General features: G+C 70.4%; 17 protein-coding genes. 12 read left to right on the top strand and 5 right to left on the bottom strand.

Annotated features, from left to right (window positions below; genetic code table 11):
- Positions 1-4: 4 nt before the first annotated feature.
- On the bottom strand, positions 5-2,932 hold the full coding sequence (locus tag P2Q00_RS31020; protein ID WP_275776592.1) for a tetratricopeptide repeat protein: 2,928 nt from the start codon (positions 2,930-2,932) through the stop codon (positions 5-7).
- Positions 2,932-4,761, bottom strand: coding sequence for an HSP90 family protein (locus P2Q00_RS31025; RefSeq protein ID WP_275776593.1), 1,830 nt, complete (start codon positions 4,759-4,761; stop codon positions 2,932-2,934). Before P2Q00_RS31025 ends, P2Q00_RS31020 begins: the two co-directional genes overlap by 1 nt.
- A gap of 166 nt (positions 4,762-4,927) precedes the next feature.
- Here P2Q00_RS31025 and recG point away from each other — a divergent pair, with 166 nt between their 5' ends.
- The 8 genes from recG (at position 4,928) to mutM (ending at position 12,241) form a co-directional block, all read left to right on the top strand.
- Positions 4,928-7,144: an ATP-dependent DNA helicase RecG gene (recG, locus tag P2Q00_RS31030; RefSeq protein ID WP_275776594.1), complete on the top strand. Its 2,217-nt coding sequence runs from the start codon at positions 4,928-4,930 to the stop codon at positions 7,142-7,144.
- Between the two features lie 87 nt (positions 7,145-7,231).
- On the top strand, positions 7,232-7,819 hold the full coding sequence (rsmD, locus tag P2Q00_RS31035; protein WP_275776595.1) for a 16S rRNA (guanine(966)-N(2))-methyltransferase RsmD: 588 nt from the start codon (positions 7,232-7,234) through the stop codon (positions 7,817-7,819).
- A 26-nt stretch (positions 7,820-7,845) separates the two neighbouring features.
- Positions 7,846-8,325 (top strand): pantetheine-phosphate adenylyltransferase, encoded by a 480-nt coding sequence (coaD, locus tag P2Q00_RS31040; protein ID WP_275776845.1) that lies wholly within the window; start codon positions 7,846-7,848, stop codon positions 8,323-8,325.
- Positions 8,326-8,400: 75 nt separating this feature from the next.
- The gene (locus P2Q00_RS31045) at positions 8,401-9,462 is read left to right on the top strand and encodes an ATP synthase F0 subunit B (protein ID WP_275776596.1); all 1,062 of its coding nucleotides are present in this window, start codon (positions 8,401-8,403) and stop codon (positions 9,460-9,462) included.
- Positions 9,463-9,614: 152 nt separating this feature from the next.
- Positions 9,615-10,265, top strand: coding sequence for a YceD family protein (locus P2Q00_RS31050; RefSeq protein WP_275776597.1), 651 nt, complete (start codon positions 9,615-9,617; stop codon positions 10,263-10,265).
- Between the two features lie 2 nt (positions 10,266-10,267).
- A complete protein-coding gene (rpmF, locus tag P2Q00_RS31055; RefSeq protein WP_003951102.1) occupies positions 10,268-10,441 on the top strand; it encodes a 50S ribosomal protein L32 in 174 nt (57 codons plus the stop codon).
- 7 nt (positions 10,442-10,448) lie between these two features.
- Positions 10,449-11,282: a ribonuclease III gene (rnc, locus tag P2Q00_RS31060; protein ID WP_275776598.1), complete on the top strand. Its 834-nt coding sequence runs from the start codon at positions 10,449-10,451 to the stop codon at positions 11,280-11,282.
- Positions 11,283-11,380: 98 nt separating this feature from the next.
- Positions 11,381-12,241, top strand: coding sequence for a bifunctional DNA-formamidopyrimidine glycosylase/DNA-(apurinic or apyrimidinic site) lyase (mutM, locus tag P2Q00_RS31065; RefSeq protein ID WP_275776599.1), 861 nt, complete (start codon positions 11,381-11,383; stop codon positions 12,239-12,241).
- Here mutM and P2Q00_RS31070 read toward each other — a convergent pair.
- Both P2Q00_RS31070 and P2Q00_RS31075 read right to left on the bottom strand, forming a co-directional pair.
- Positions 12,214-12,615, bottom strand: a complete 402-nt coding sequence (locus P2Q00_RS31070) for a winged helix-turn-helix transcriptional regulator (protein WP_275776600.1) — start codon at positions 12,613-12,615, stop codon at positions 12,214-12,216. The genes mutM and P2Q00_RS31070 overlap by 28 nt on opposite strands.
- A 90-nt stretch (positions 12,616-12,705) precedes the next feature.
- Positions 12,706-13,803, bottom strand: coding sequence for a CAP domain-containing protein (locus P2Q00_RS31075; protein ID WP_275776601.1), 1,098 nt, complete (start codon positions 13,801-13,803; stop codon positions 12,706-12,708).
- A gap of 168 nt (positions 13,804-13,971) precedes the next feature.
- Here P2Q00_RS31075 and P2Q00_RS31080 point away from each other — a divergent pair, with 168 nt between their 5' ends.
- The 4 genes from P2Q00_RS31080 to P2Q00_RS31095 all read left to right on the top strand — a co-directional run bounded on the left by P2Q00_RS31080 (position 13,972) and on the right by P2Q00_RS31095 (position 20,295).
- Positions 13,972-14,253, top strand: coding sequence for an acylphosphatase (locus tag P2Q00_RS31080; RefSeq protein ID WP_266960861.1), 282 nt, complete (start codon positions 13,972-13,974; stop codon positions 14,251-14,253).
- A gap of 383 nt (positions 14,254-14,636) precedes the next feature.
- The gene (locus P2Q00_RS31085; RefSeq protein WP_275776602.1) at positions 14,637-14,846 is read left to right on the top strand and encodes a hypothetical protein; all 210 of its coding nucleotides are present in this window, start codon (positions 14,637-14,639) and stop codon (positions 14,844-14,846) included.
- 225 nt (positions 14,847-15,071) lie between these two features.
- Positions 15,072-18,683 (top strand): chromosome segregation protein SMC, encoded by a 3,612-nt coding sequence (gene smc / locus P2Q00_RS31090; protein ID WP_275776603.1) that lies wholly within the window; start codon positions 15,072-15,074, stop codon positions 18,681-18,683.
- A gap of 193 nt (positions 18,684-18,876) precedes the next feature.
- The gene (locus P2Q00_RS31095; protein WP_275776604.1) at positions 18,877-20,295 is read left to right on the top strand and encodes a sugar porter family MFS transporter; all 1,419 of its coding nucleotides are present in this window, start codon (positions 18,877-18,879) and stop codon (positions 20,293-20,295) included.
- A 136-nt stretch (positions 20,296-20,431) separates the two neighbouring features.
- On the opposite strand, the gene P2Q00_RS31100 is transcribed toward P2Q00_RS31095, so the two are convergent.
- Positions 20,432-21,403, bottom strand: a complete 972-nt coding sequence (locus P2Q00_RS31100; protein ID WP_275776605.1) for an LLM class flavin-dependent oxidoreductase — start codon at positions 21,401-21,403, stop codon at positions 20,432-20,434.
- Positions 21,404-21,506: the final 103 nt, after the last annotated feature.

Raw genomic sequence — 21,506 nt, forward strand, 5'->3', positions numbered from 1 at the left:
GGCCTCAGCCGGCCTCCTGTTCCTCCACCACCTGCATCATCTGTTCCGCCTCCGCCCGGCGGCCCTGTGCCGTCTCGTCCTCGTCGCCCGCACCGTCGTATGCCGCGAGGACTGCACGCGCGCGTGTCGCCGCGTGGGTGGGGCGGCCGAGGTCGGATTCCAGCCAGCCTGCGGCGAGTTCGGCGCCGGTGCGGCTGTCCAGGGCGTCGTCGCCCAGGGAGGCGAACACCGTGATCGCCTCGGTGACCTGGGTCAGGGCGTCTTCGAGCGCGGCCCGGATCGAGTCGTCGTCGGCGTCCTCCGCGGCGGAACGGGCGAGCAGGTCGCCGAACTGGCGGTGGGTGTGCCCGAGTTCGGCGACGAGCCGCTGCCGCGCCTCCTCGTCGGCCCCGACAGTGCCCAGCGCCGCCTCGCACTCCTGGACCGCGCCCGCCATCAACTCCCGTGCCGCGCCCGCTCCGTCCTCCGCGCGCAGCGCGAGCCACGCGCGGGCGCGCAGGGAGCGTACGAGGCCGTGGACGTTGCCGAGCGAGCGCCACAGCTCGCCCGCGCGCGCGTACGCCCGGTCCGCCTCGGCGGGCAGCCCCGCGGCCCCGAGCGACTCGGCAGCGAGGTGGGCGAGTGTCGCGTGGTCGTGCTGCTCGGGCCAGTGCCGGGCGATCTCGGCGGCCTGCAGCCACCGTTCGGCCGCCTCGCGGTGCTCGCCGAGCTCGCTCAGACAGTCGCCGAGCCACCACTGCGTCTGGACGACCGCGCCGTCGCCGTGCGTCTCGGCGGTCAGATCGGGCAACGCCGACTCCAGCACCTCCGCGGCCTCCGCCCACCGCCCCTGGCGCAGCAGGAACCCGCCCAGCTGGTGCCGCGCCCAGGCACCGAGCGTCGGGCCCTCGCCCGCCTCGTCGGCCCAGTGCGCCGCCTCCAGGGCGTGCTCGGCGGCCTCCACGGACAGCCCCCGGCCGCCCAGCACCTCGGCGAGCTGAAGGTGCAGCTGGGCCCGCCCGACCGCCTCCAGCTGCGCACCGCCGTGCTCCAGGGCCGCCCGCAGCGCGTGCTCCGCCCCCGAGATGTCCCCCAGGTGATGCGCCAGCCCGGCCAGCCGTGCCTCGTACTCCACCGCGAACCACGGCAGCCCGGCCCCGACGAACCCGGCCGTGGCCCGCCCGAACAGCTCCACGGCCGCCTCCAGGTCCCCGCCGCGCACCGCCAGTTCCGCGAGCATGGCCTGCGCCTCGGCCTCCCGCGAAGCGATCCGCACATCGTCCCCGGTGTACCCACCGACGAGCGCAAGCAGTTCGCGTACGGCGCTCTCGGCGTCGGCGAGAACCCTTTCCGCAGCCGGCTCGCCCGCCTCCAGCACCCGCCGCATCAGGACCCGAGCCCGCCCCATCAGCACCGACGCGGTCTGCCGTACCCCCGTCGCGTCGTCCGCGTAGAGCGCAAGGACCTGGTCGTACGGCTCCTCGACCGCCGTGATTGCCTCGGCCACCCGGCCCGACAGCGCGCGTACGTACGCCGCACGCGTGCGTGCCGCCAGCGCCTCCCCGGGGTCGCCGGCCTCCGCGTACAGCTCGGCGGCCCGCTCGAAGAGTGCGGCGCCCTCGGGGCCCCGGTCCATCGCCTCGTGGTCGACGATCTCCGCGCGGTCGCGGGCGGCCAGCTCGACGCCCTCGGCGGCGCGCGCGACGGCTGCCCAGGCGTCCATGGCGTTCGGCTGCAGGGTGTCCGACAGCCGGCGTGCCTCGGCCAGCAGGGCGGGCAGGTCCGGCGCGTCCGCGGTCACGGCGACCGGCGCCGCCACCGCAGGCGCGGAGACCGGGCGCGTCGCCCGCACCCCGAGCGGCAGCCGCTCGACCAGCGGGCGCTGCGCCATACGCGCGCGTACCCGCTCACTGACGTACGCGTTGCCGTTGCGCTCGTCGAAACGCGCGGCCAGGGCGAGGGCCTCCGCACGCGCGTGTGCGGCGAGTTCGCGCGCCGTCCAGGTCCGGCCGGGCGGTCCGGGAACCTGCCGGTCGGCAAGGCCCGCCTCGCCCAGGCGCTCCATGAGCAGCGTCACCACACTCAGGAAATCCAGCCGGCTGCGCGGATGCCCGGTGTCCGTGAAGTACGCCGGCCGTTCCGCGAGCAGCTCCAGGCCGCGCGCCTCGTTGCCGGTCAGCGCGCAGAACTCCACATGGTCCGCGTACGCGCCCCGCATGCTCTCCATGCCCCGCACCAGCCGGAAGCCCCGCAGATGGTACGCGCGTGCCTCGTCCGTGCGGCCCAGCCGCAGCAACGGTGTCAGGGACGACGCGAGCACGCTGTGCGGCTCGTGGGCGCAGGTGAACCGGCCCTCCAGGACCGGCGCCCACACCTGAAGCGCCTCGACGTCCCGGCCCCGCTCCGCCTGCCACCAGCCCTGCCCGTGCAGCTCGCACGCGTGGCAGTCGGCCATGCTGTCCCGGTCGGCGGCCAGCCACGCGATGTACGCCCGCTCCGCGCGCGCGATGTCCCCGATGTGCGTGGCCACACTGAACTCGGCGCTGCGCACGGCCCGTTCGGAGTGCCCGGCGAGCCGGTAGCGGTGCTCCATCTCGCCGAGCCACTTCTCGATCGAGGCGAGCGGGACGTGCGGCTGGTCGAGCATGCCGGACGACATCCACTTGAAGACCCAGTGCAGCGAGTGCACCTCGTGCTCGTCGAAGTCCTCGGGCCGCTCGTCCCACATGCGCAGCAGGCGCGCGAAGGGGACGAACATCTTGTCCTTCTCGGAGCTGTAGTTGTAGACCTTCAGCTGGTGTCCGAGCGCCTCGATCACGGCGAGCGGGATGCCCAGCTTCTCGGCCTCGACGAGCAGTTGCTCCGCGCGCGCGTTGCGTGCGGGACCCTCCGGACGCTCGCCGTTCTCCGCCATGGCCCGGCGCAGGGAGTCGAAGTCCGTGATCCCGCCCATCAGCGACCCTCCTCGCCGTTCGTGGCCCACTCCAGCAGCCCGATGAAGGCCCGGTTCAGCAGCGCCGTGTCCGCCGGCCTGAGCGGCCGCTGGGCCATCAGCAGCGCCTGCCCGTACAGAGACTCCGTGGCGGTGCCGATCAGTTCCGCGTCACCCAGCGAACTGATCCTGCGCACCAGCGGGTTGAGGTGGTTGAGCACCAGACGCGCGCGTGGGGCGCTGCCCCGCAGTGAACCCAGAATCCCCGCCCACAGATCGTCTGCCTGCTCCTCGGCCGCGGCGCGGGCCTGCTCGTGGCGGCCGGCCCGGTCGTCGAGGTGGAGGGCGGGGACCGAGACGGGGTGGAAGGCGCGCAGTGCAATGTCACATTGCAGTGGGTCGAGCCTGGCCCGAGCCGCCGCCAGGAACCCCGACAACGCCAGCTCTTCCGCCGGATCCACCGCATCCAGATGCGCCGTCACGGTGTCCGCGTCCAGCTCGGCCACCACCGTCCCGGGCCGTACCGACGGCAACGCCTCGACCAGCTCGCTGTCGTACGTGTAACCGCCGTTGATCACCCCTACGCCCTGCGCGGCCGCGATGGGCGCGACCTGCCGGTACTCCTCCACGGTCCGCGTGAAGTGCACCACCGGGTGCCGACGGGCGAACTCCTCCAGCGACAGCTGGCCGTCGGTGGTCTCGAACGGCAGCCACGGCAGCATCGTCCGCAGCATCTCCCTGTCGTGCCGCGCCAGGGACTTCACGCCCAGGTGGTGCACCGACAGGAAGGCCGCCAGCCGCTCCGGATCGCCGGCCGCAAGCCCGGTCAGCCAGGACCGGATCCGTTCGCCCAGCGCCTCCCGTACGGCGGCCAGCGTCTCGTCCTCGTACAGCGACTCGCGCGAGGCCGTCGGCCGCAGACTGTCCGTGTCCAGCACGCACCGCACGAAGAACGCCCAGTCGGGCAGCAGCTGTTCGGCCCGCTCGGTCAGCAGCATGCCCTTGAGGTGCACGCGGTGCGTCGCCCGCTGGGCCGGGCTGACCGCCGACGGCAGCACATACGCCACCCCGCGGATCCCGGCCAGCGGCACGTCCAGCTCGATCGAGTCGAGCGGGGTGAAGCCGAACAACTCGTGACAGTGCCGCGCCAGGGCCACCCTCCGGGTGGCGGGGGAGGGGTACGACCGGTCCCAGGGCGCCGGGAGGTCGGTGATCGCCTCGTCGCCGACCCGGACGTCGTAGGGCAGCAGCGACCCGAAGTCCCGCGCCAGCGCCAGGACCCGCTCGGGCGCGAGCCACTCGCCGGCCCCCGCCCGCGCCACCAGATGCACGGTGGTGCCCGGTTCGGGCCGCGCCTCGTGCGGCAGCGTCCGCACGGTGTACGAACCGTCGTCGCTCGCCGTCCACTCCACGGGCGCCGCGTCCGGCGTACGGGCGCTGCGGCTGACCACCCGGATCCGCTCGGCGACCACGAAGCAGGCCAACAGGCCGATGCCGAACTGCCCGAGGAAGTCGGAGCGGACCTCCTGAATCCCGTCGGCGATCCCGTCGGTCCGCTTGGAACTGCGCCCGATGGTGGCCAGCAGATTGTGCACGTCCGTCTCGGTCAGCCCGATCCCGGTGTCCTCGACACGCAACGAGCCACCCTGCGTGTAGAGCCGCACCCGGGCGGGGGCGTCCGGCTGCTCGGCGCGCCGGGCGGTGATGGCGTCCACGGCGTTCTGCAGCAGTTCGCGCAGGTAGACCTTGGGACTGGAGTAGAGGTGGTGCGAGAGGAGATCCACCAGGCCACGCAGGTCGACCTGGAACGTATGAGGTGTCTGGGATGACTGTGAGGTCTGGGAGTCCATCGTCGCAGCGCCGGTGGGGGGACTTGCGGGCGGCGCGGGGTCGGGCGGTCCCTGGTGGGGCGGTGACCGCGGGGATGGCCGGAGCGCGCCATCCTAGAGCCGGAACAGCCCGCCTGACCAGGGGTTTCCCGAGACGTATACGGGATTGTCAGTGGTGTGGTGTGCAATGGATCTCGTGCCTGCACTGGAAGAACCACTGAAGAAGGTGCTCGGACCACCCACCGCGAAGGTGATGGCCGAGAACCTCGGCCTGCACACCGTCGGCGACCTCCTCCACCACTACCCGCGCAGATACGAGGAGCGCGGCCAGCTCACCCACCTCGCCGACCTCCCCCTGGAGGAGCACGTCACGGTGGTCGCGATGGTCGCCGACGCCCGCCTGCACACCTTCGCCTCGGCCAAGGCTCCGCGCGGCAAGGGCCAGCGCCTCGAAGTCACCATCACCGACGGCAGCGGACGCCTCCAGTTGGTCTTCTTCGGCCACGGCGTTCACAAGCCCCACAAGGAACTCCTGCCGGGCACACGCGCGATGTTCGCGGGCAAGGTCTCCGTCTTCAACCGCCGCCTCCAACTGGCGCATCCGGCCTACGAGTTGCTCCGGGGCGACAGCGACGAAACGGTGGAGACGTGGGCCGGCGCCCTCATTCCCATCTACCCGGCCACCGCCAAACTGGAGTCCTGGAAGATCGGCAAGGCCCTCCAGACGGTTCTGCCCAGCGCCCAGGACGCCGTGGACCCCCTCCCGCCCACCCTCCGCGAGGGCCGGGGCCTGGTGCCCCTCCCCGAGGCCCTCCTCAAGATCCACCGCCCGCACACCAAGGCCGACATCGCCGACGCGCGCGCCCGCCTCAAGTGGGACGAGGCCTTCGTCCTCCAGGTGGCCCTCGCCCGCCGCCGCCACGCCGACGCCCAACTCCCGGCGGTCGCCCGCAAACCCAAGCCCGACGGCCTCCTCACCGCCTTCGACGACCGCCTCCCCTTCACGCTCACCGAGGGCCAGCAGAAGGTCTCGAAGGAGATCTTCGACGACCTGGCGACGGAGCATCCGATGCACCGGCTGCTGCAGGGCGAGGTCGGATCGGGCAAAACCATGGTGGCCCTCCGCGCCATGCTCGCCACCGTCGACGCCGGCGGCCAGGCCGCCATGCTCGCCCCCACCGAGGTCCTCGCCCAGCAGCACCACCGCTCCGTCGTCGAGATGATGGGCGAGCTGGCCGAGGGCGGAATGCTGGGCGGGGCCGAGCACTCCACGAAGGTGGTGCTGCTGACCGGTTCCATGGGCGCTGCCGCCCGCCGTCAGGCCCTGCTCGACCTGGTCACCGGTGAGGCCGGAATCGTGATCGGCACACACGCGCTGATCGAGGACAAGGTCCAGTTCCACGACCTGGGCCTCGTCGTCGTCGACGAACAGCACCGCTTCGGCGTCGAACAGCGGGACGCCCTGCGCGGCAAGGGCAAGCAGCCCCCGCACCTCCTCGTCATGACGGCCACGCCCATCCCGCGCACGGTCGCCATGACGGTCTTCGGCGACCTGGAGACCTCGGTCCTCGACCAGCTCCCGGCCGGCCGCTCACCCATCGCCAGCCATGTCGTCCCGGCCGCCGACAAACCCCACTTCCTGGCCCGCGCCTGGGAGCGGGTCCGCGAGGAGGTCGGCAACGGCCACCAGGCGTACGTCGTCTGCCCCCGCATCGGCGACGACATCGACGAACCAGCCGACCCCAAGAAGTCCGGCAAGAAGAAGTCCCCCGAGGACGAGGCGGAGAAGCGCCCCCCGCTCGCGGTCCTGGAGGTGGCCGACCAACTGGCCAAAGGCCCCCTGCAAGGCCTCCGCGTCGAGGTCCTGCACGGCCGCATGCACCCCGACGACAAGGACGCGGTCATGCGCCGCTTCGCGGCCGGCGACGCGGACGTCCTGGTGGCCACCACGGTCATCGAGGTCGGCGTCAACGTCCCGAACGCCACCGCCATGGTGATCATGGACGCCGACCGCTTCGGCGTCTCCCAGCTCCACCAGCTGCGCGGCCGCGTCGGCCGAGGCTCGGCCCCCGGCCTCTGCCTCCTGGTCACCGAGATGCCGGAGGCGAGCGCGGCCCGCCAGCGCCTGGCCGCGGTCGCCGCCACCCTCGACGGCTTCGAACTCTCCCGGATCGACCTGGAACAACGGCGCGAGGGCGACGTCCTGGGCCAGGCCCAGTCGGGCGCCCGCTCCAGCCTCCGGGTCCTCGCGGTCATCGAGGACGAGGAGGTCATCGCGGAGGCGAGGGAGGAGGCGACGACGGTGGTCGAGGCGGACCCGGAGCTGACAGGACTTTCCGGCCTACGGACGGCCCTGGACGCCCTCTTGGACGAGGAAAGAGAGCAGTACCTGGAAAAGGGCTAGGGGGAGCCGCCCTGTCTCTTAGGGGCGCGGGGAACTGCGCGACCAGCCACACTGATACCTGAAGCCGCCCACAAACAAGGACCAAAGATGACCCGCGTGATCGCCGGCGCAGCCGGTGGACGCCGCCTGGCCGTGCCGCCAGGCACCGGCACCCGCCCCACCTCCGACCGCGCACGCGAAGGCCTCTTCTCCACCTGGCAGTCCCTCCTCGGCGGCCCCCTGGAAGGCGAACGCGTCCTCGACCTCTACGCAGGCTCAGGAGCCGTGGGCCTGGAGGCACTCTCCCGCGGCGCGAGCCACACCCTCCTCGTCGAGGCCGACGCCCGAGCGGCCCGCGTCATCCGCGAGAACGTGAAATCCCTCGGTCTCCCCGGCGCCGAGGTGAGGGCGGGCAAAGCCGAACAGATCATCCAGACGCCGGCGCCGGCAGACCCGTACGACATCGTCTTCCTCGACCCGCCGTACGTTGTCTCAGATCACGATCTTCGGGAGATTCTCCTCACACTCCGCTCGGGAGGCTGGCTCGCGCCGCAGGTGCTCGTCACCGTGGAGCGCAGCACCAGAGGCGGCGAATTCAGGTGGCCGGACGGCTTCGAAGCGCTCCGGGCCCGTCGCTACGGCGAGGGAACGTTTTGGTACGGTCGCGCCGCCTCTACGTGCGAAGACGCACGATGACCGGACCGGAGAGCGAGGGATCTCAAGTGCGCCGCGCCGTCTGTCCCGGGTCGTTCGACCCGATCACCAACGGACACCTCGACATCATTTCCCGCGCCTCTCGTCTGTACGACGAGGTCTATGTCGCGGTCATGATCAACAAGTCCAAGAAGGGCCTGTTCGAGATCGACGAGCGGATCGACCTGATCCGTCAGGTCACCGCCGACTACGGCAACGTGATCGTCGAGGCGTTCCACGGTCTCCTCGTCGACTACTGCAAGGAACGCGACATCCCGGCCATCGTCAAGGGCCTTCGGGCGGTCAGCGACTTCGACTACGAACTGCAGATGGCCCAGATGAACAACGGCCTGTCGGGTGTCGAGACCCTGTTCGTGCCGACCAACCCCACCTACAGCTTCCTCTCCTCCTCGCTGGTCAAGGAGGTCGCGACCTGGGGCGGAGACGTTTCCCACCTGGTGCCGCCGCTGGTCCTGGAGGCCCTCAACAAGCGCCTGCGCAAGGACTGATGGGCCACTGATGCCGATGGGGCTACAGTCGTCCCGTCCGTCTCCAACACATCGGTAGAGAGTGGCGAGCACACGGTGGACGTGCAGAACAAGCTCGACGAGATCGTCGCCGCAGTCTCCGGCGCCCGGTCGATGCCCATGTCGGCCTCGTGCGTGGTCAACCGCGCCGAACTGCTCTCGATGCTCGAAGAGGTGCGCGCGGCGCTGCCCGGCTCCCTCGCGCAGGCCCAGGAGCTGATCGGCGACCGCGAGCAGATGGTCGAGCAGGCCCGTCAGGAGGCCGACCGCATCATCGGGCAGGCGCACGCCGAGCGCGGCTCCCTGATCTCCGACACCGAGGTCGCCCGCCGCTCCCAGGCCGAGGCCGAGCGCATCCTCTCCGAGGCCCGCCAGGAGGCCGAGGAGATCCGCGCGGAGGCCGACGACTACGTCGACTCCAAGCTCGCCAACTTCGAGGTCGTCCTCACCAAGACCATCGGCTCCGTCGGCCGCGGCCGCGAAAAGCTCCTCGGCACCGGCCCCGGCCTGGACGAGCAGGGCTACGAGGACGAGGACGCCCCCGAGCGCAGCCACGACCCCGAGACCCTGCGCAAGGACGCCGACTCCTACGTGGACACCAAGCTGGGTGCCTTCGAGGCGGTCCTCACCAAGACCCTGGAGGCCGTCGGCAAGGGCCGCCAGAAGCTGCACGGCCGGATCGCCACCGACGACCTCGGCGCCCTCGCCGACGACGCCATGTCCCTGCAGCACTCCAGCGACGCCGACTACCTGGCCGACCTCGCCGCCGTCGCGGAGCAGAAGCCCCCGGCCGAGCAGCCCGCCCAGCAGCAGGACTACGGCCAACCGCAGCCGGCGTACGGCTACCAGCAGCAGACCGACCCGTACGCGGGCGGCTACCAGCAGCAGACGTACGGCCAGCAGGACGCGTACGGCTACCAGCAGGCCGATCCCTACGCCTACCAGGGCTACGACGCCCAGCAGGCGGCGTACGACCCCAATCAGCCCCAGCAGCCGCAGCAGGGGCACCAGGGCCAGCACGCCCAGCAGGGGTACGCCCTCGACGAGACCAGCCTGTTCGACACCGGCATGATCAGCGCCGAGCAGCTGAGGGCGTACGAACAGGGGCGAGGCCAGTAAAGAGCCACCGGATTGGGCCGTGAGCGAAAGGTCCAGTATCCTGGCTCTTCGGTCGCGTGCACGTCCGCGATCAGCGCTGCCTAGATGCAAGAGACAGGTGACATTCTTGTAATCGGGCTGCATCCCTCTGAGCTAGAAGATCGAAAGCAGGAATGGCTCTGAACGCCCGCCTCGACCACCGCAAGCCTCTCGTGTTCGACACACACGAGCTGGGGCGGCGGCCTGGTGCGCTGCAGCGCCTGACCCGCGAGATCGACGCTCCCAAGGATCTCGGGATCGCGGGAGTCATCGGAGTGCCGGAAGGCGCCCCGGTGGAGCTCGAACTCCGGCTCGAGTCGGTCATGGAAGGGGTGCTTGTCACAGGCACCGCCCGTGCACAGGCCGAGGGGGAGTGCGTAAGGTGTCTGGAGCCGCTTGAGCTGGAGCTCGAAGCGGACTTCCAGGAGATGTTCTCGTACCCTGACGCCGACGACCGGGGCCGCCCCAAGGCGGAGCCGGCCGACGACGCCGAGGAAGACGAGGACAGGCTCTTCATCGAGGACGGCCTGTTCGACCTCGAGCCCGTGCTGCGCGATGCGGTGGTGCTCGCACTGCCGATGCAGCCGGTGTGCCAGGACGACTGTCTGGGCCTGTGCTCCGAGTGCGGAGCCCGGCTCACGGACGACCCGGACCACCACCACGACGCCGTCGACATCCGTTGGGCGGCACTGCAGGGACTCGCCGGTTCACTCGGAGACGGCGAGAAGGACGAGATGAGCGGCGCCGAAGCGGAAGCGGGCGTCGACGAGAAGCAGGAGAAGTAGCCGTGGCTGTTCCGAAGCGGAAGATGTCGCGCAGCAACACGCGCCACCGCCGGTCGCAGTGGAAGGCTGCGGTCCCCACCCTGGTTGCGTGCGAGCGCTGCCACGAGCCCAAGCAGCAGCACATTGCGTGCCCGTCTTGCGGCACCTACAACAAGCGCCAGGTCCTCGAGGTCTGAGCGGCTGGTGAGAGGCACCGTGTCCACTGCCAAGAAGGCGGATGACGCCCAGGCGGACCCGTCCGCCAAGAAGAAGGCGGACAACACAGCCTCGTCCCACACGCTTCTGGAAGGGCGGCTCGGGTACAAGCTCGAGTCCGCCCTTCTGGTGCGAGCGCTGACCCACCGTTCGTACGCGTACGAGAACGGCGGTCTGCCGACCAACGAGCGGCTGGAGTTCCTCGGGGACTCCGTGCTCGGCCTCGTGGTCACGGACACGCTGTACACCACCCACCCCGACCTGCCCGAAGGCCAACTGGCCAAGTTGCGGGCCGCGGTGGTCAACTCGCGTGCGCTGGCGGAGGTGGGCCGCGGGCTCGACCTGGGCTCCTTCATCCGGCTCGGCCGGGGCGAAGAGGGCACGGGCGGCCGGGACAAGGCGTCCATCCTCGCCGACACCCTTGAAGCGGTGATCGGCGCTGTCTATCTCGACCAGGGTCTGGAAGCGGCGGGCGAGCTCGTCCACCGGCTCTTCGACCCGCTGATCGAGAAGTCCTCCAACCTCGGAGCCGGCCTGGACTGGAAGACCAGCCTCCAGGAGCTCACCGCGACCGAGAGCCTCGGCGTGCCCGAGTATCTGGTCACGGAGACCGGCCCCGACCACGAGAAGACCTTCACTGCTGCCGCCCGCGTCGGAGGCGTCTCGTACGGCACCGGCACCGGCCGCAGCAAGAAGGAGGCGGAGCAGCAGGCCGCGGAATCCGCGTGGCGGTCCATCCGGGCCGCGGCGGACGAGCGCGCCAAGGCGGCGGCCGAGAAGGCCGCCGAGGAGGGCGAAGGCCCGTCATCCGTCTCTGCCTGACGAAAGTCTCTGAGAGTCTCTGACGAACAGCGCACCCGAGCGCCCGTCCCTCCCCGGGGCGGGCGCTCGGCTCATACCGGTCCGTTACGGGGGTCCCGATGCCCGAGTTGCCCGAGGTCGAGGTCGTCCGGCGCGGCCTGGAGCGATGGGTCGCCCACCGCGTCGTCGCCGACGCCGAGGTGCTGCACCCGCGCGCCGTACGCCGCCATATCGCCGGCCCCGACGACTTCGCGCACCGCCTCAAGGGCCACCGCATCGGCATTCCCAGCCGCCGCGGCAAGTACCTGTGGCTGCCCCTGGAGGACACCCACCAGTCGGTCCTCGCGCATCTCGGTATGAGCGGCCAGCTGCTGGTCCAGCCGAACGAGGCCCCCGACGAGAAGCACCTGCGCATCCGCGTCCGCTTCGCCGACGACCTCAACACGGAACTCCGCTTCGTCGACCAACGCACCTTCGGCGGCCTGTCGTTGCACGACAACACCCCCGACGGCCTGCCCGACGTCATCGCACACATCGCGCGCGACCCCCTCGACCCGCTCTTCGACGACGAGGCCTTCCACCAGGCGCTGCGCCGCAAGCGCACGACCATCAAACGGGCCCTGCTCGACCAGTCGTTGATCAGCGGCGTCGGCAACATCTATGCGGACGAGGCCCTTTGGCGCACCCGCATCCACTACGAACGCCCCACCGCGAACTTCACCCGCCCGCGCACCGCCGAACTCCTCGGCCACGTAAGGGATGTGATGAACCAGGCGCTCGCCGTGGGCGGCACCAGCTTCGACAGCCTGTACGTCAACGTCAACGGGGAGTCGGGCTACTTCGACCGGTCGCTCGATGCGTACGGCCGTGAGGGGCTGCCCTGCAAGAGATGTGCCACGCCGATGCGCCGGCGCCCCTGGATGAACCGGTCCAGCTACTTCTGCCCGAAGTGTCAGAGGCCGCCGCGCGCGGTGTCGTAACGCTCGCGGGCCGCGAGGACGTCGTCCATGCGGCCCTCCAGCAGATGCACGAGGCCCAGCAGCTGCTCCGCGACCGCGCGGCCCAGCGGGGTGAGTTCGTAGTCCACGCGGGGCGGGTTCGTCGGCTGGGCCTCGCGGTCCACCAGGCCGTCGCGCTCCAGCGCGTGCAGGGTCTGGGACAGCATTTTCTCGCTCACGCCGTCGACGCGTCGGCGCAGTTCGTTGAAGCGCAGGGAGCCCTCGAACAGGGCGCAGAGCGTCAGGCCGCCCCAGCGTCCCGTGATGTGCTCCAGCGTGCCGCGCGAGGGACAGGCCTTGGCGAACACGTTGTACGGGAGGTCGTCCGCCTCCGTGAGCTCCTGCGTGGTGTCCATCCCTCAAGCGTACTTGAGTGCAGCGCTAACCAAAAGGTTGCACTAACCGAGAGTTAGTGTCCGCTGGTGATCGAAGTCGCCGAAGTCGGGCTAGTACCCGAAGTCCTGCGTCCACCACGGCCCGCCGGACCCGAAGTGCACACCGACCCCCAGCGTCTTGAAGTCGCAGTTCAGGATGTTGGCCCGGTGGCCGGGGCTGTTCATCCAGGCCTCCATCACCGCGGCAGCGTCGGCCTGGCCCCGGGCTATGTTCTCGCCGCCGAGGTTGGATATGCCGAGCTTCGCCGCCCGGTCCCACGGCGAGGCGCCGCTCGGGTCGGTGTGGTCGAAGAAGCCGTCGGCGGCCATGGCGTTGCTGAAGTTCTCGGCCAGCTCCGACAGGGTGCTGTTGGCGGACACCGCGCTGCAGCCGACCTTGGCCCGCTCCTCGTTGACCAGCTTGAGCACCTCCGCCTCGGCGGCGGCCTGCGCGGAGACCGTCACCGGGGCGGTGGTCTCCTTCGGCGGCTTGGTCTCCTGCTTCGGAGGCGTCGTCTTCGGCTTCTTGGTGGGCGTCGCCTTCGGCTTCTTCGGCGGCGCCTCGGTCGGCGCGGCCGAGGAGGTCGACGGGCTCGGCGAGGGCGAGGCCGAGCGGTCGGCGCCGCGGCTCGTCGAGGAGCCCTGGTCGCGGCCGTCGGCGCTGCCGGAGGTGCCGCCCTGCTCGGTCGCCGAGTTGGTCGGCGTGCTCGCGGCCTGCACCTTGTCGGAGCTGCCGCCGAGCTTGTAGTTGTCGAGGCCGGGCATCGCGCCCGTGGCGACCGCGACCGTGCCGATGGCGACGGCGGCGGAGACACCGAGCAGACCGGTGCGCACCGGCGTGACGGCCTTCTTCCGGCGGCGCGCGCCCCCGCGCCGGGCGCCCTTGTCGGGCCCCGACCCGTGCTCCGGGAACACCGTCGTGTAGTCGTCCTCGGTCGCGAACAGGTACGCGGCACTCCTCGCGGAGGCATCGGTGTACTCCGTGGAGTGCAGATACGGGGCGGTGCCCATGGTGGGCTGCTCGTCGCCCGCGCCGGCCTCCGGCGGGTCGTAGCTGTACGAGTACTGCTGGGGGTCGTAGCTGCTCGCGTACGAGCCGTCCCTACCTGTGACCCCCGTGGCGCGGCCCGTGGCGGCGCGGCCGGCGGCGGAGCGTCGGTGGCGTCCCATGTCCTGGCCTTCCTCGTCCTTGCGATCAACCTGTCCCATATGATCTTTCGGGTGACCCAACTCACTAGATCGAGTGAGTTTCATATGAGATTCATTGGGTGGGGACGGTACCGCATGGCGCCAGAGGGGGAAGTGTCCCGAGAGACATTGGCCCGTTAGGTTGCACCCATGAGCGAGGATGTGCGACTGGTTGCCTGGGTGCGGGGACGCGTCCAAGGTGTGGGTTTTCGCTGGTTCACGCGGGCCAAGGCCCTGGAGCTCGGCGGCCTGAGTGGTTTTGCTCTCAATTTGGGCGACGGACGGGTCCAGGTGGTCGCCGAGGGCTCGCGGGAGCGGTGCGAGGGACTCCTCGGCTGGCTCCAGGGCGACGACACGCCCGGCCGCGTCGACGGTGTCACCGAGATCTGGGACACACCTCGCGGGGGGTACGACGGCTTCGCCATCCGCTGAGCCATTTCTGTAAAGAGGCCCAGGCGGAAGCGGACGGACTTGCCACTGACAGGTGCCCGGAGCAGAAATTGCCTGGTGGTTGCCAAGAACCGCTTGTCGTGGCAGGCTCCGCACTCAAGAATGATCGCCACGCCCTGAGGGCCCCGCAGGAGTTGCAGCGCCGCCGCTTTCAGGCCGCGCGCCCCCGGGTTGCCCGCCAATACAGGGCGTGATCGTGTTGACCGTCAAACTTTTTGGTGAGACGCTGAAAGCACCCCGCGCACCTTAGCTGTTTGGCATGGATGAACGGCAGCATGAACTCAAGAGTGTCAAGCACCGCGGGTGCGATTCCCTCACGACCCACACCGCTTCGGTCGGTCACTCAGTGTGGAGGACCATCCATCATGGCAAAGGCGCTTCTCGGTTACGTCGGCGGCTCCGACCCTCGACTCCTCGCCGAGATGCGACGGCTCCAGCAGCGCGTCCAGGACCTGGAATCCGAGCTCGTACGGATCCAGGCGGAGAACGACGCGCTCGCGGCTGCCGCTTCTCACGACAGGATCATGGAGAGCATGAGCATCGACGCACACCAGGCGGAGCCTGCGCTCACCTGATCACTGCATCGCACCACGACAGCAGTGGTTGGGCCGCCCGTATCAACCGCTTAGTTGTCAGAGATTCAGAGTTTGCAAGGGACGCTTCGGCGTCCCTTCTTTCTTTCCCCCGCGCATCCTTTCACCCTCTTTAACGTTTGGTGTGCCCTGCACGTTCACCGGCGAAACCGTGGGGTTGCGAGGCTTCATCGTGTGGGATACCGGCGGAAGGTAGAGTCCAGCGGCGTGCACCTCAAGGCCCTGACCCTCCGCGGGTTCAAATCGTTCGCCTCGGCGACCACGCTCCGGTTCGAGCCGGGCATCACGTGTGTCGTGGGGCCGAACGGCTCGGGCAAGTCCAATGTCGTGGACGCCCTGAGCTGGGTGATGGGCGAGCAGGGTGCCAAGTCGCTGCGCGGCGGCAAGATGGAGGACGTCATCTTCGCCGGCACCACCGGCCGTCCGCCACTCGGCCGTGCCGAGGTTTCGCTGACCATCGACAACTCCGACGGCGCACTGCCCATCGAGTACGCCGAGGTCACCATCACGCGGATCATGTTCCGCAACGGCGGCAGCGAGTACCAGATCAACGGCGACACCTGCCGTCTGCTCGACATCCAGGAGCTCCTGTCCGACTCCGGCATCGGCCGCGAGATGCACGTCATCGTCGGCCAGGGCCAGCTCGACTCCGTGCTGCACGCCGACCCGATGGGCCGCCGCGCCTTCATCGAGGAGGCGGCCGGCGTCCTCAAGCACCGCAAGCGCAAGGAGAAGGCGCTCCGCAAGCTCGACGCGATGCAGGCCAACCTCGCGCGCGTGCAGGACCTGACGGACGAACTGCGCCGCCAGCTCAAGCCCCTCGGCCGCCAGGCCGCCGTCGCCCGCCGGGCCGCCGTCATCCAGGCCGACCTGCGCGACGCCCGCCTCCGCCTCCTCGCCGACGATCTCGTACGACTGCGGGAGGCGCTGAAGACCGAGGTCGCGGACGAGGCGGCGCTCAAGGAACGCAAGGAGAACGCCGAGCAGGAGCTGAAGAAGGCCCTGCAGCGCGAGGCGCTCCTGGAGGACGAGGTCCGGCAGCTCGCTCCGCGGCTGCAGCGCGCCCAGCAGACCTGGTACGAGCTCTCGCAGCTGGCCGAGCGGGTGCGCGGCACGATCTCGCTGGCCGACGCGCGGGTGAAGAGCGCGACGTCGGCGCCGCCCGAGGAGCGGCGCGGTCGCGACCCCGAGGACATGGAGCGCGAGGCCGCCCGCGTCCGGGAGCAGGAGGCCGAGCTCGAGGCGGCTCTGGAGGCGGCCGAGCGGGCCCTGGAGGACACGGTCGCGCACCGCGCCGAGCTGGAGCGCGAACTCACCCAGGAAGAACGGCGCCTGAAGGACGTCGCCCGCGCCATCGCCGACCGCCGCGAGGGCCTCGCCCGGCTGAACGGCCAGGTCAACGCGGCCCGTTCGCGCGCCGCCTCCGCCCAGGCCGAGATCGACCGCCTGGCCGCCGCCCGTGACGAGGCCCAGGAGCGCGCCGTATCCGCCCAGGAGGAGTACGAGGCCCTCAAGGCCGAGGTCGACGGCCTCGACGCCGGCGACGCGGAACTCGGCGAGCAGTACGACGCGGCGAAACGGCAACTGGCGGAGGCGGAGACCGCGTTGACGGCCGCCCGCGAGGCGGCCACCGCGGCGGAACGCAAGCGAGCCGCGACGCAGGCCCGGCACGAGGCGCTGGCGCTGGGGCTGCGCCGCAAGGACGGAACGGGCGCGCTGCTCGGGGCGAAGGATCGTCTCTCCGGGCTCCTGGGCCCGGCGGCCGAGCTGCTGACGGTGACGCAGGGCTACGAGGTCGCCCTGGCGGCGGCTTTCGGCGCGGCGGCGGATGCGATCGCCGTCACGTCACCGTCGGCCGCGGCCGACGCGATCCGCCTGCTGCGCAAGCAGGACGGAGGCCGCGCGTCTCTGCTGTTGGCGGGTGCGCTGGAAGAAAGCGGCACGGCAACCGCCCTAAGGGGCGCGGGGAACTGCGCGACCAGCCACGACGAGCCCGCAGACGGCCAACGACCTCATGCGGCACTTCCCGCCGCCGACCTCGTCCGTGGTCCCGGCGACCTCATGCCGGCCGTCCGCCGCCTCCTGCACGGCATCGTGGTCGTCGGCACCCTCGAAGACGCCGAGGACGTCGTCTACAGCCGACCGGACCTCACCGCAGTAACCGCAGAAGGCGACCTCCTCGGCGCCCACTTCGCACACGGCGGCTCCGCGGGCGCGCCCAGCCTGCTGGAGGTGCAGGCCTCCGTGGACGAGGCAGCCACCGAGCTGGAAGAACTGGCCGTGCGGTGCGAGGAGTTGACCGAGGCACAGCACACGGCCACCGGGCGGCGCAAGGAATGTGCCGCGCTCGTAGAGGAGTTGGGGGAGCGGCGCCGCGCCGCCGACCGGGAGAAGTCGGCCGTCGCCCAGCAGCTCGGACGGCTCGCCGGGCAGGCACGGGGCGCGGCGGGCGAAGCGGAGCGTTCCGTCGCCGCCGCCGCGCGGGCGCAGGAAGCGCTGGACAGGGCCCTCGAAGAGGTCGAGGTCCTCGCCGAACGCCTCGCCGTGGCCGAGGAGATGCCGGTCGAGGAGGAGCCCGACACGTCGGTACGGGACCGTCTCGCCGCCGACGGTGCCAACGCCCGCCAGACCGAGATGGAGGCCCGCCTCCAGGTCCGTACGCACGAGGAGCGGGTCAAGGGCCTGGCAGGGCGGGCCGATTCGCTGGACCGGGCCGCCCGCGGGGAACGCGAGGCACGCGCGCGTGCCGAGCAGCGGCGGGCGCGGCTGAGGCACGAGGCGGCCGTGGCGGAAGCCGTCGCCTCCGGTGCCCGGCAGCTGCTCGCGCACGTCGAGGTCTCCCTCGCACGGGCCGGCGAGGAACGCACCGCGGCCGACGCCGCCAAGGCCCGGCGCGAGCAGGAGCTGACCGCTGCCCGGGGCGAAGGGCGCGACCTCAAGAGCGAGCTCGACAAGCTGACCGACTCCGTCCACCGCGGCGAGGTGCTCGGCGCCGAGAAACGCATGCGGATCGAGCAGCTGGAGACCAAGGCGCTGGAGGAGCTGGGCGTGGAGCCGGCCGGGCTCGTGTCCGAGTACGGCCCGCACCAGCTCGTACCGCCCTCGCCTCCCGCGGAGGGCGAGGAACTCCCCGAGGACCCGGAGCACCCCCGTAACCAGCCCAGGACCTTCCACCGTGCCGAGCAGGAGAGGCGGCTCAAGGCGGCCGAGCGGGCGTACCAGCAGCTCGGCAAGGTCAATCCGCTCGCCCTGGAGGAGTTCGCCGCACTGGAGGAACGCCACAAGTTCCTCAGCGAGCAGCTCGAAGACCTGAAGAAGACCCGCGCCGATCTGCTCCAGGTCGTCAAGGAGGTCGACGAGCGCGTCGAGCAGGTCTTCACCGAGGCCTACCGGGACACTGCCCGGGAGTTCGAGGGCGTCTTCAGCCGGCTGTTCCCGGGCGGCGAGGGGCGGCTGATTCTGACCGACCCCGACAACATGCTCACCACGGGTGTCGATGTCGAGGCCCGTCCGCCGGGCAAGAAGGTCAAGCGGCTGTCGTTGCTCTCGGGTGGCGAGCGCTCACTCACCGCCGTAGCGTTGCTGGTGTCGATCTTCAAGGCCCGGCCGAGCCCGTTCTATGTCATGGACGAGGTCGAGGCCGCTCTCGACGACACCAACCTGCAGCGGCTGATCCGGATCATGCAGGAGCTGCAGGAAGCTTCGCAGCTGATCGTGATCACGCACCAGAAGCGGACCATGGAGGTCGCCGACGCGCTGTACGGCGTCTCCATGCAGGGCGACGGTGTCTCGAAGGTCATCAGCCAGCGGCTGCGTTGACGCTGCACAGGGCGCCTTCTCTTCAAGAGTTGAACACATTCCCGTCACAGCTGCACTAAAAAGTCACAGCCACACCCTCTTGACTTCGAAACTTGAAGGCATAGTCTCGGCAACGTTGTTTTTACCTTCAGGTATCACCTACCGGGAAGGGTCCCCCACCCGGCAGCGTTGCCGGTGGCCCGAGGAGTTGAACGTGACCAGCACAGCGCAGGCGCAGAAGTCAGGAGCCAGAGCGGCTCGTCCCGAGCATCTCGGGCGCGTCACCTTCATCGCGGCGGCGGCTGCGATGGGCGGCTTCCTGTTCGGCTACGACAGTTCCGTGATCAACGGCGCCGTCGAAGCCATCCGGGGTCGCTACGACATCGGCTCCGCAGCCCTGGCCCAGGTCATCGCCATCGCCCTGATCGGCTGCGCCATCGGCGCCGCCTACGCCGGACGGATAGCCGACCGCATCGGCCGTATCCGGGTCATGCAGATCGCCGCCGTGCTGTTCACGATCAGTGCCGTCGGTTCGGCGTTGCCCTTCGCGCTGTGGGACTTCGCCCTCTGGCGCGTCGTCGGCGGCTTCGCCATCGGCATGGCCTCCGTCATCGGCCCCGCCTACATCGCCGAGGTCGCCCCGCCGGCGTACCGCGGCCGTCTCGGTTCCTTCCAGCAGGCCGCGATCGTCATCGGCATCGCGATCTCACAGCTGGTCAACTGGGGTCTGCTCAACGCCGCGGGCGGCGACCAGCGCGGCAAGCTGATGGGCCTCGAAGCCTGGCAGGTCATGCTCGGCGTCATGGTGATCCCGGCCGTCCTCTACGGCCTGCTCTCCTTCGCCATCCCCGAGTCGCCCCGCTTCCTGATCTCCGTCGGCAAGCGTGAGCGCGCCCGCGAGATCCTCGCCGAGGTCGAGGGCGACCACAACGATCTGGACGCCCGCGTCACCGAGATCGAGCACGCCATGAAGAGCGAGCACAGGTCCACCTTCAAGGACCTGCTCGGCGGCGGCCTCTTCTTCAAGCCGATCGTCTGGATCGGCATCGGCCTCTCGGTCTTCCAGCAGTTCGTCGGCATCAACGTGGCGTTCTACTACTCCTCGACGCTGTGGCAGTCGGTCGGCGTCGACCCGACGGACTCGTTCTTCTACTCCTTCACCACGTCGATCATCAACATCGTCGGCACCGTGATCGCGATGATCTTCGTGGACCGCGTCGGCCGTAAGCCGCTGGCTCTGATCGGCTCGATCGGCATGGTCGTCGGTCTGGCGCTGGAGGCCTGGGCCTTCTCGTACGACCTGGTCGACGGCAAGCTGCCGGCCGCGCAGGGCTGGACCGCCCTGATCGCCGCGCACATCTTCGTGCTCTTCTTCGCCCTGTCCTGGGGTGTGGTCGTCTGGGTCATGCTCGGCGAGATGTTCCCGAACAAGATCCGCGCCGCCGCCCTGGGCGTGGCCGCCTCCGCGCAGTGGATCGCCAACTGGGCCATCACCGCGAGCTTCCCGTCGCTGGCCGACTGGAACCTCTCCGCGACCTACGTGATCTACACGGTCTTCGCGGCGCTCTCCATCCCGTTCGTCCTGAAGTTCGTGAAGGAGACGAAGGGCAAGGCGCTGGAGGAGATGGGCTGAGCAGCCCCGCAGACTCGGGGAGAAGGGCCAAGTCCCCGCTGCCCCTCTCCTCGTACCGTCCGCCGTCCCCGCCCGGTCACTGCCCGGGCGGGGACGGCGGTGTCATGTCCCACCAGATACCGGATACCGTCCCGGCTCAGTCCCCCAGCGCCGGAATCACCCGCTCCGCGAACAACCGCAGACTCCGCCACCCCTCCTCCACCGGCATCCCGCCGGCCAGCGGATGCAGTACGAGGTTGTCGAGCCCCTGCGCCACGCACTCGTCCGGCGTGAGAATCCGGTACACACCCTCGGCACGCAGCTCGCCCACGGTCGTGGCCGCCGACCTCACCGCCGACTTGATGTCGCCGGACTGCCAGGAGGCGTACGTCCGCGCCTCGTGCAGGAAGTGCTCGCCGTGCTCGGCCCACGCCCGGTCCGGGTCCTCGGAGAGGTGCAGCAGCGGGGTCTCGGCGGTCGGCATCATGGTCCAGCCCTCGGTGCCGTACTCCACGAGCCGCTCCTTGTAATACGCCTCCAGCTCCGGCAGATGCGCGCTGGGGAAGAAGGGGAGACCGAGGCGGGCCGCGCGGCGGGCGGCGGCCTTGGAGGAGCCGCCGACCAGGAGCAGGGGGTGCGGGTCGGTGAAGGGGCGCGGGGTGACCCGTACCGTACGGCCCCGGTACTCGAACTCCTCCCCGGTCCACGCCTTGAGCACCGTCTCCAGCAGCTCGTCCTGGAGCCGGCCGCGCCGCTTCCAGTCCACGTCGAACTGGGCGTACTCCTCGGGCCGGTACCCGATCCCGGCGACGGTCACCAGCCGGCCGCCGCTCAGCAGATCCAGTACGGCGATGTCCTCGGCCAGCCGCAGCGGATCGTGCAGCGGGCCGATGACCGCCGAGACCGTGACCGCGATCCGCCGGGTCGCCCCGAACACCGCGCCCGCGAAGGCGAACGGCGACGGCAGCCAGTTGTTCTCGACGCCGTGGTGCTCCTCCGTCTGGACGGTGGTGATCCCGTGGTCGTCGGCGTACGCGGCCATCTCCAGGGCGGCCCGGTAGCGGGCGCCGAGCGAGGCGGGGGTGGCACCGGGTTCGACGAGGTTGAAACGTACGACCGTGACGGGCATGGGGGTCCCCCTTCACCGGGCACCGGGCGGGTGTGGAGGGGGACGTTAGCTGACGGAGTGTCAGACATCCAGAGGGGTGTCGCAGGACTCCATGACTGATACT

Origin of the sequence: Streptomyces coacervatus (genome assembly GCF_029223485.1) — a bacterium.
Classification (GTDB): Bacteria; Actinomycetota; Actinomycetes; order Streptomycetales; family Streptomycetaceae; genus Streptomyces; species Streptomyces coacervatus.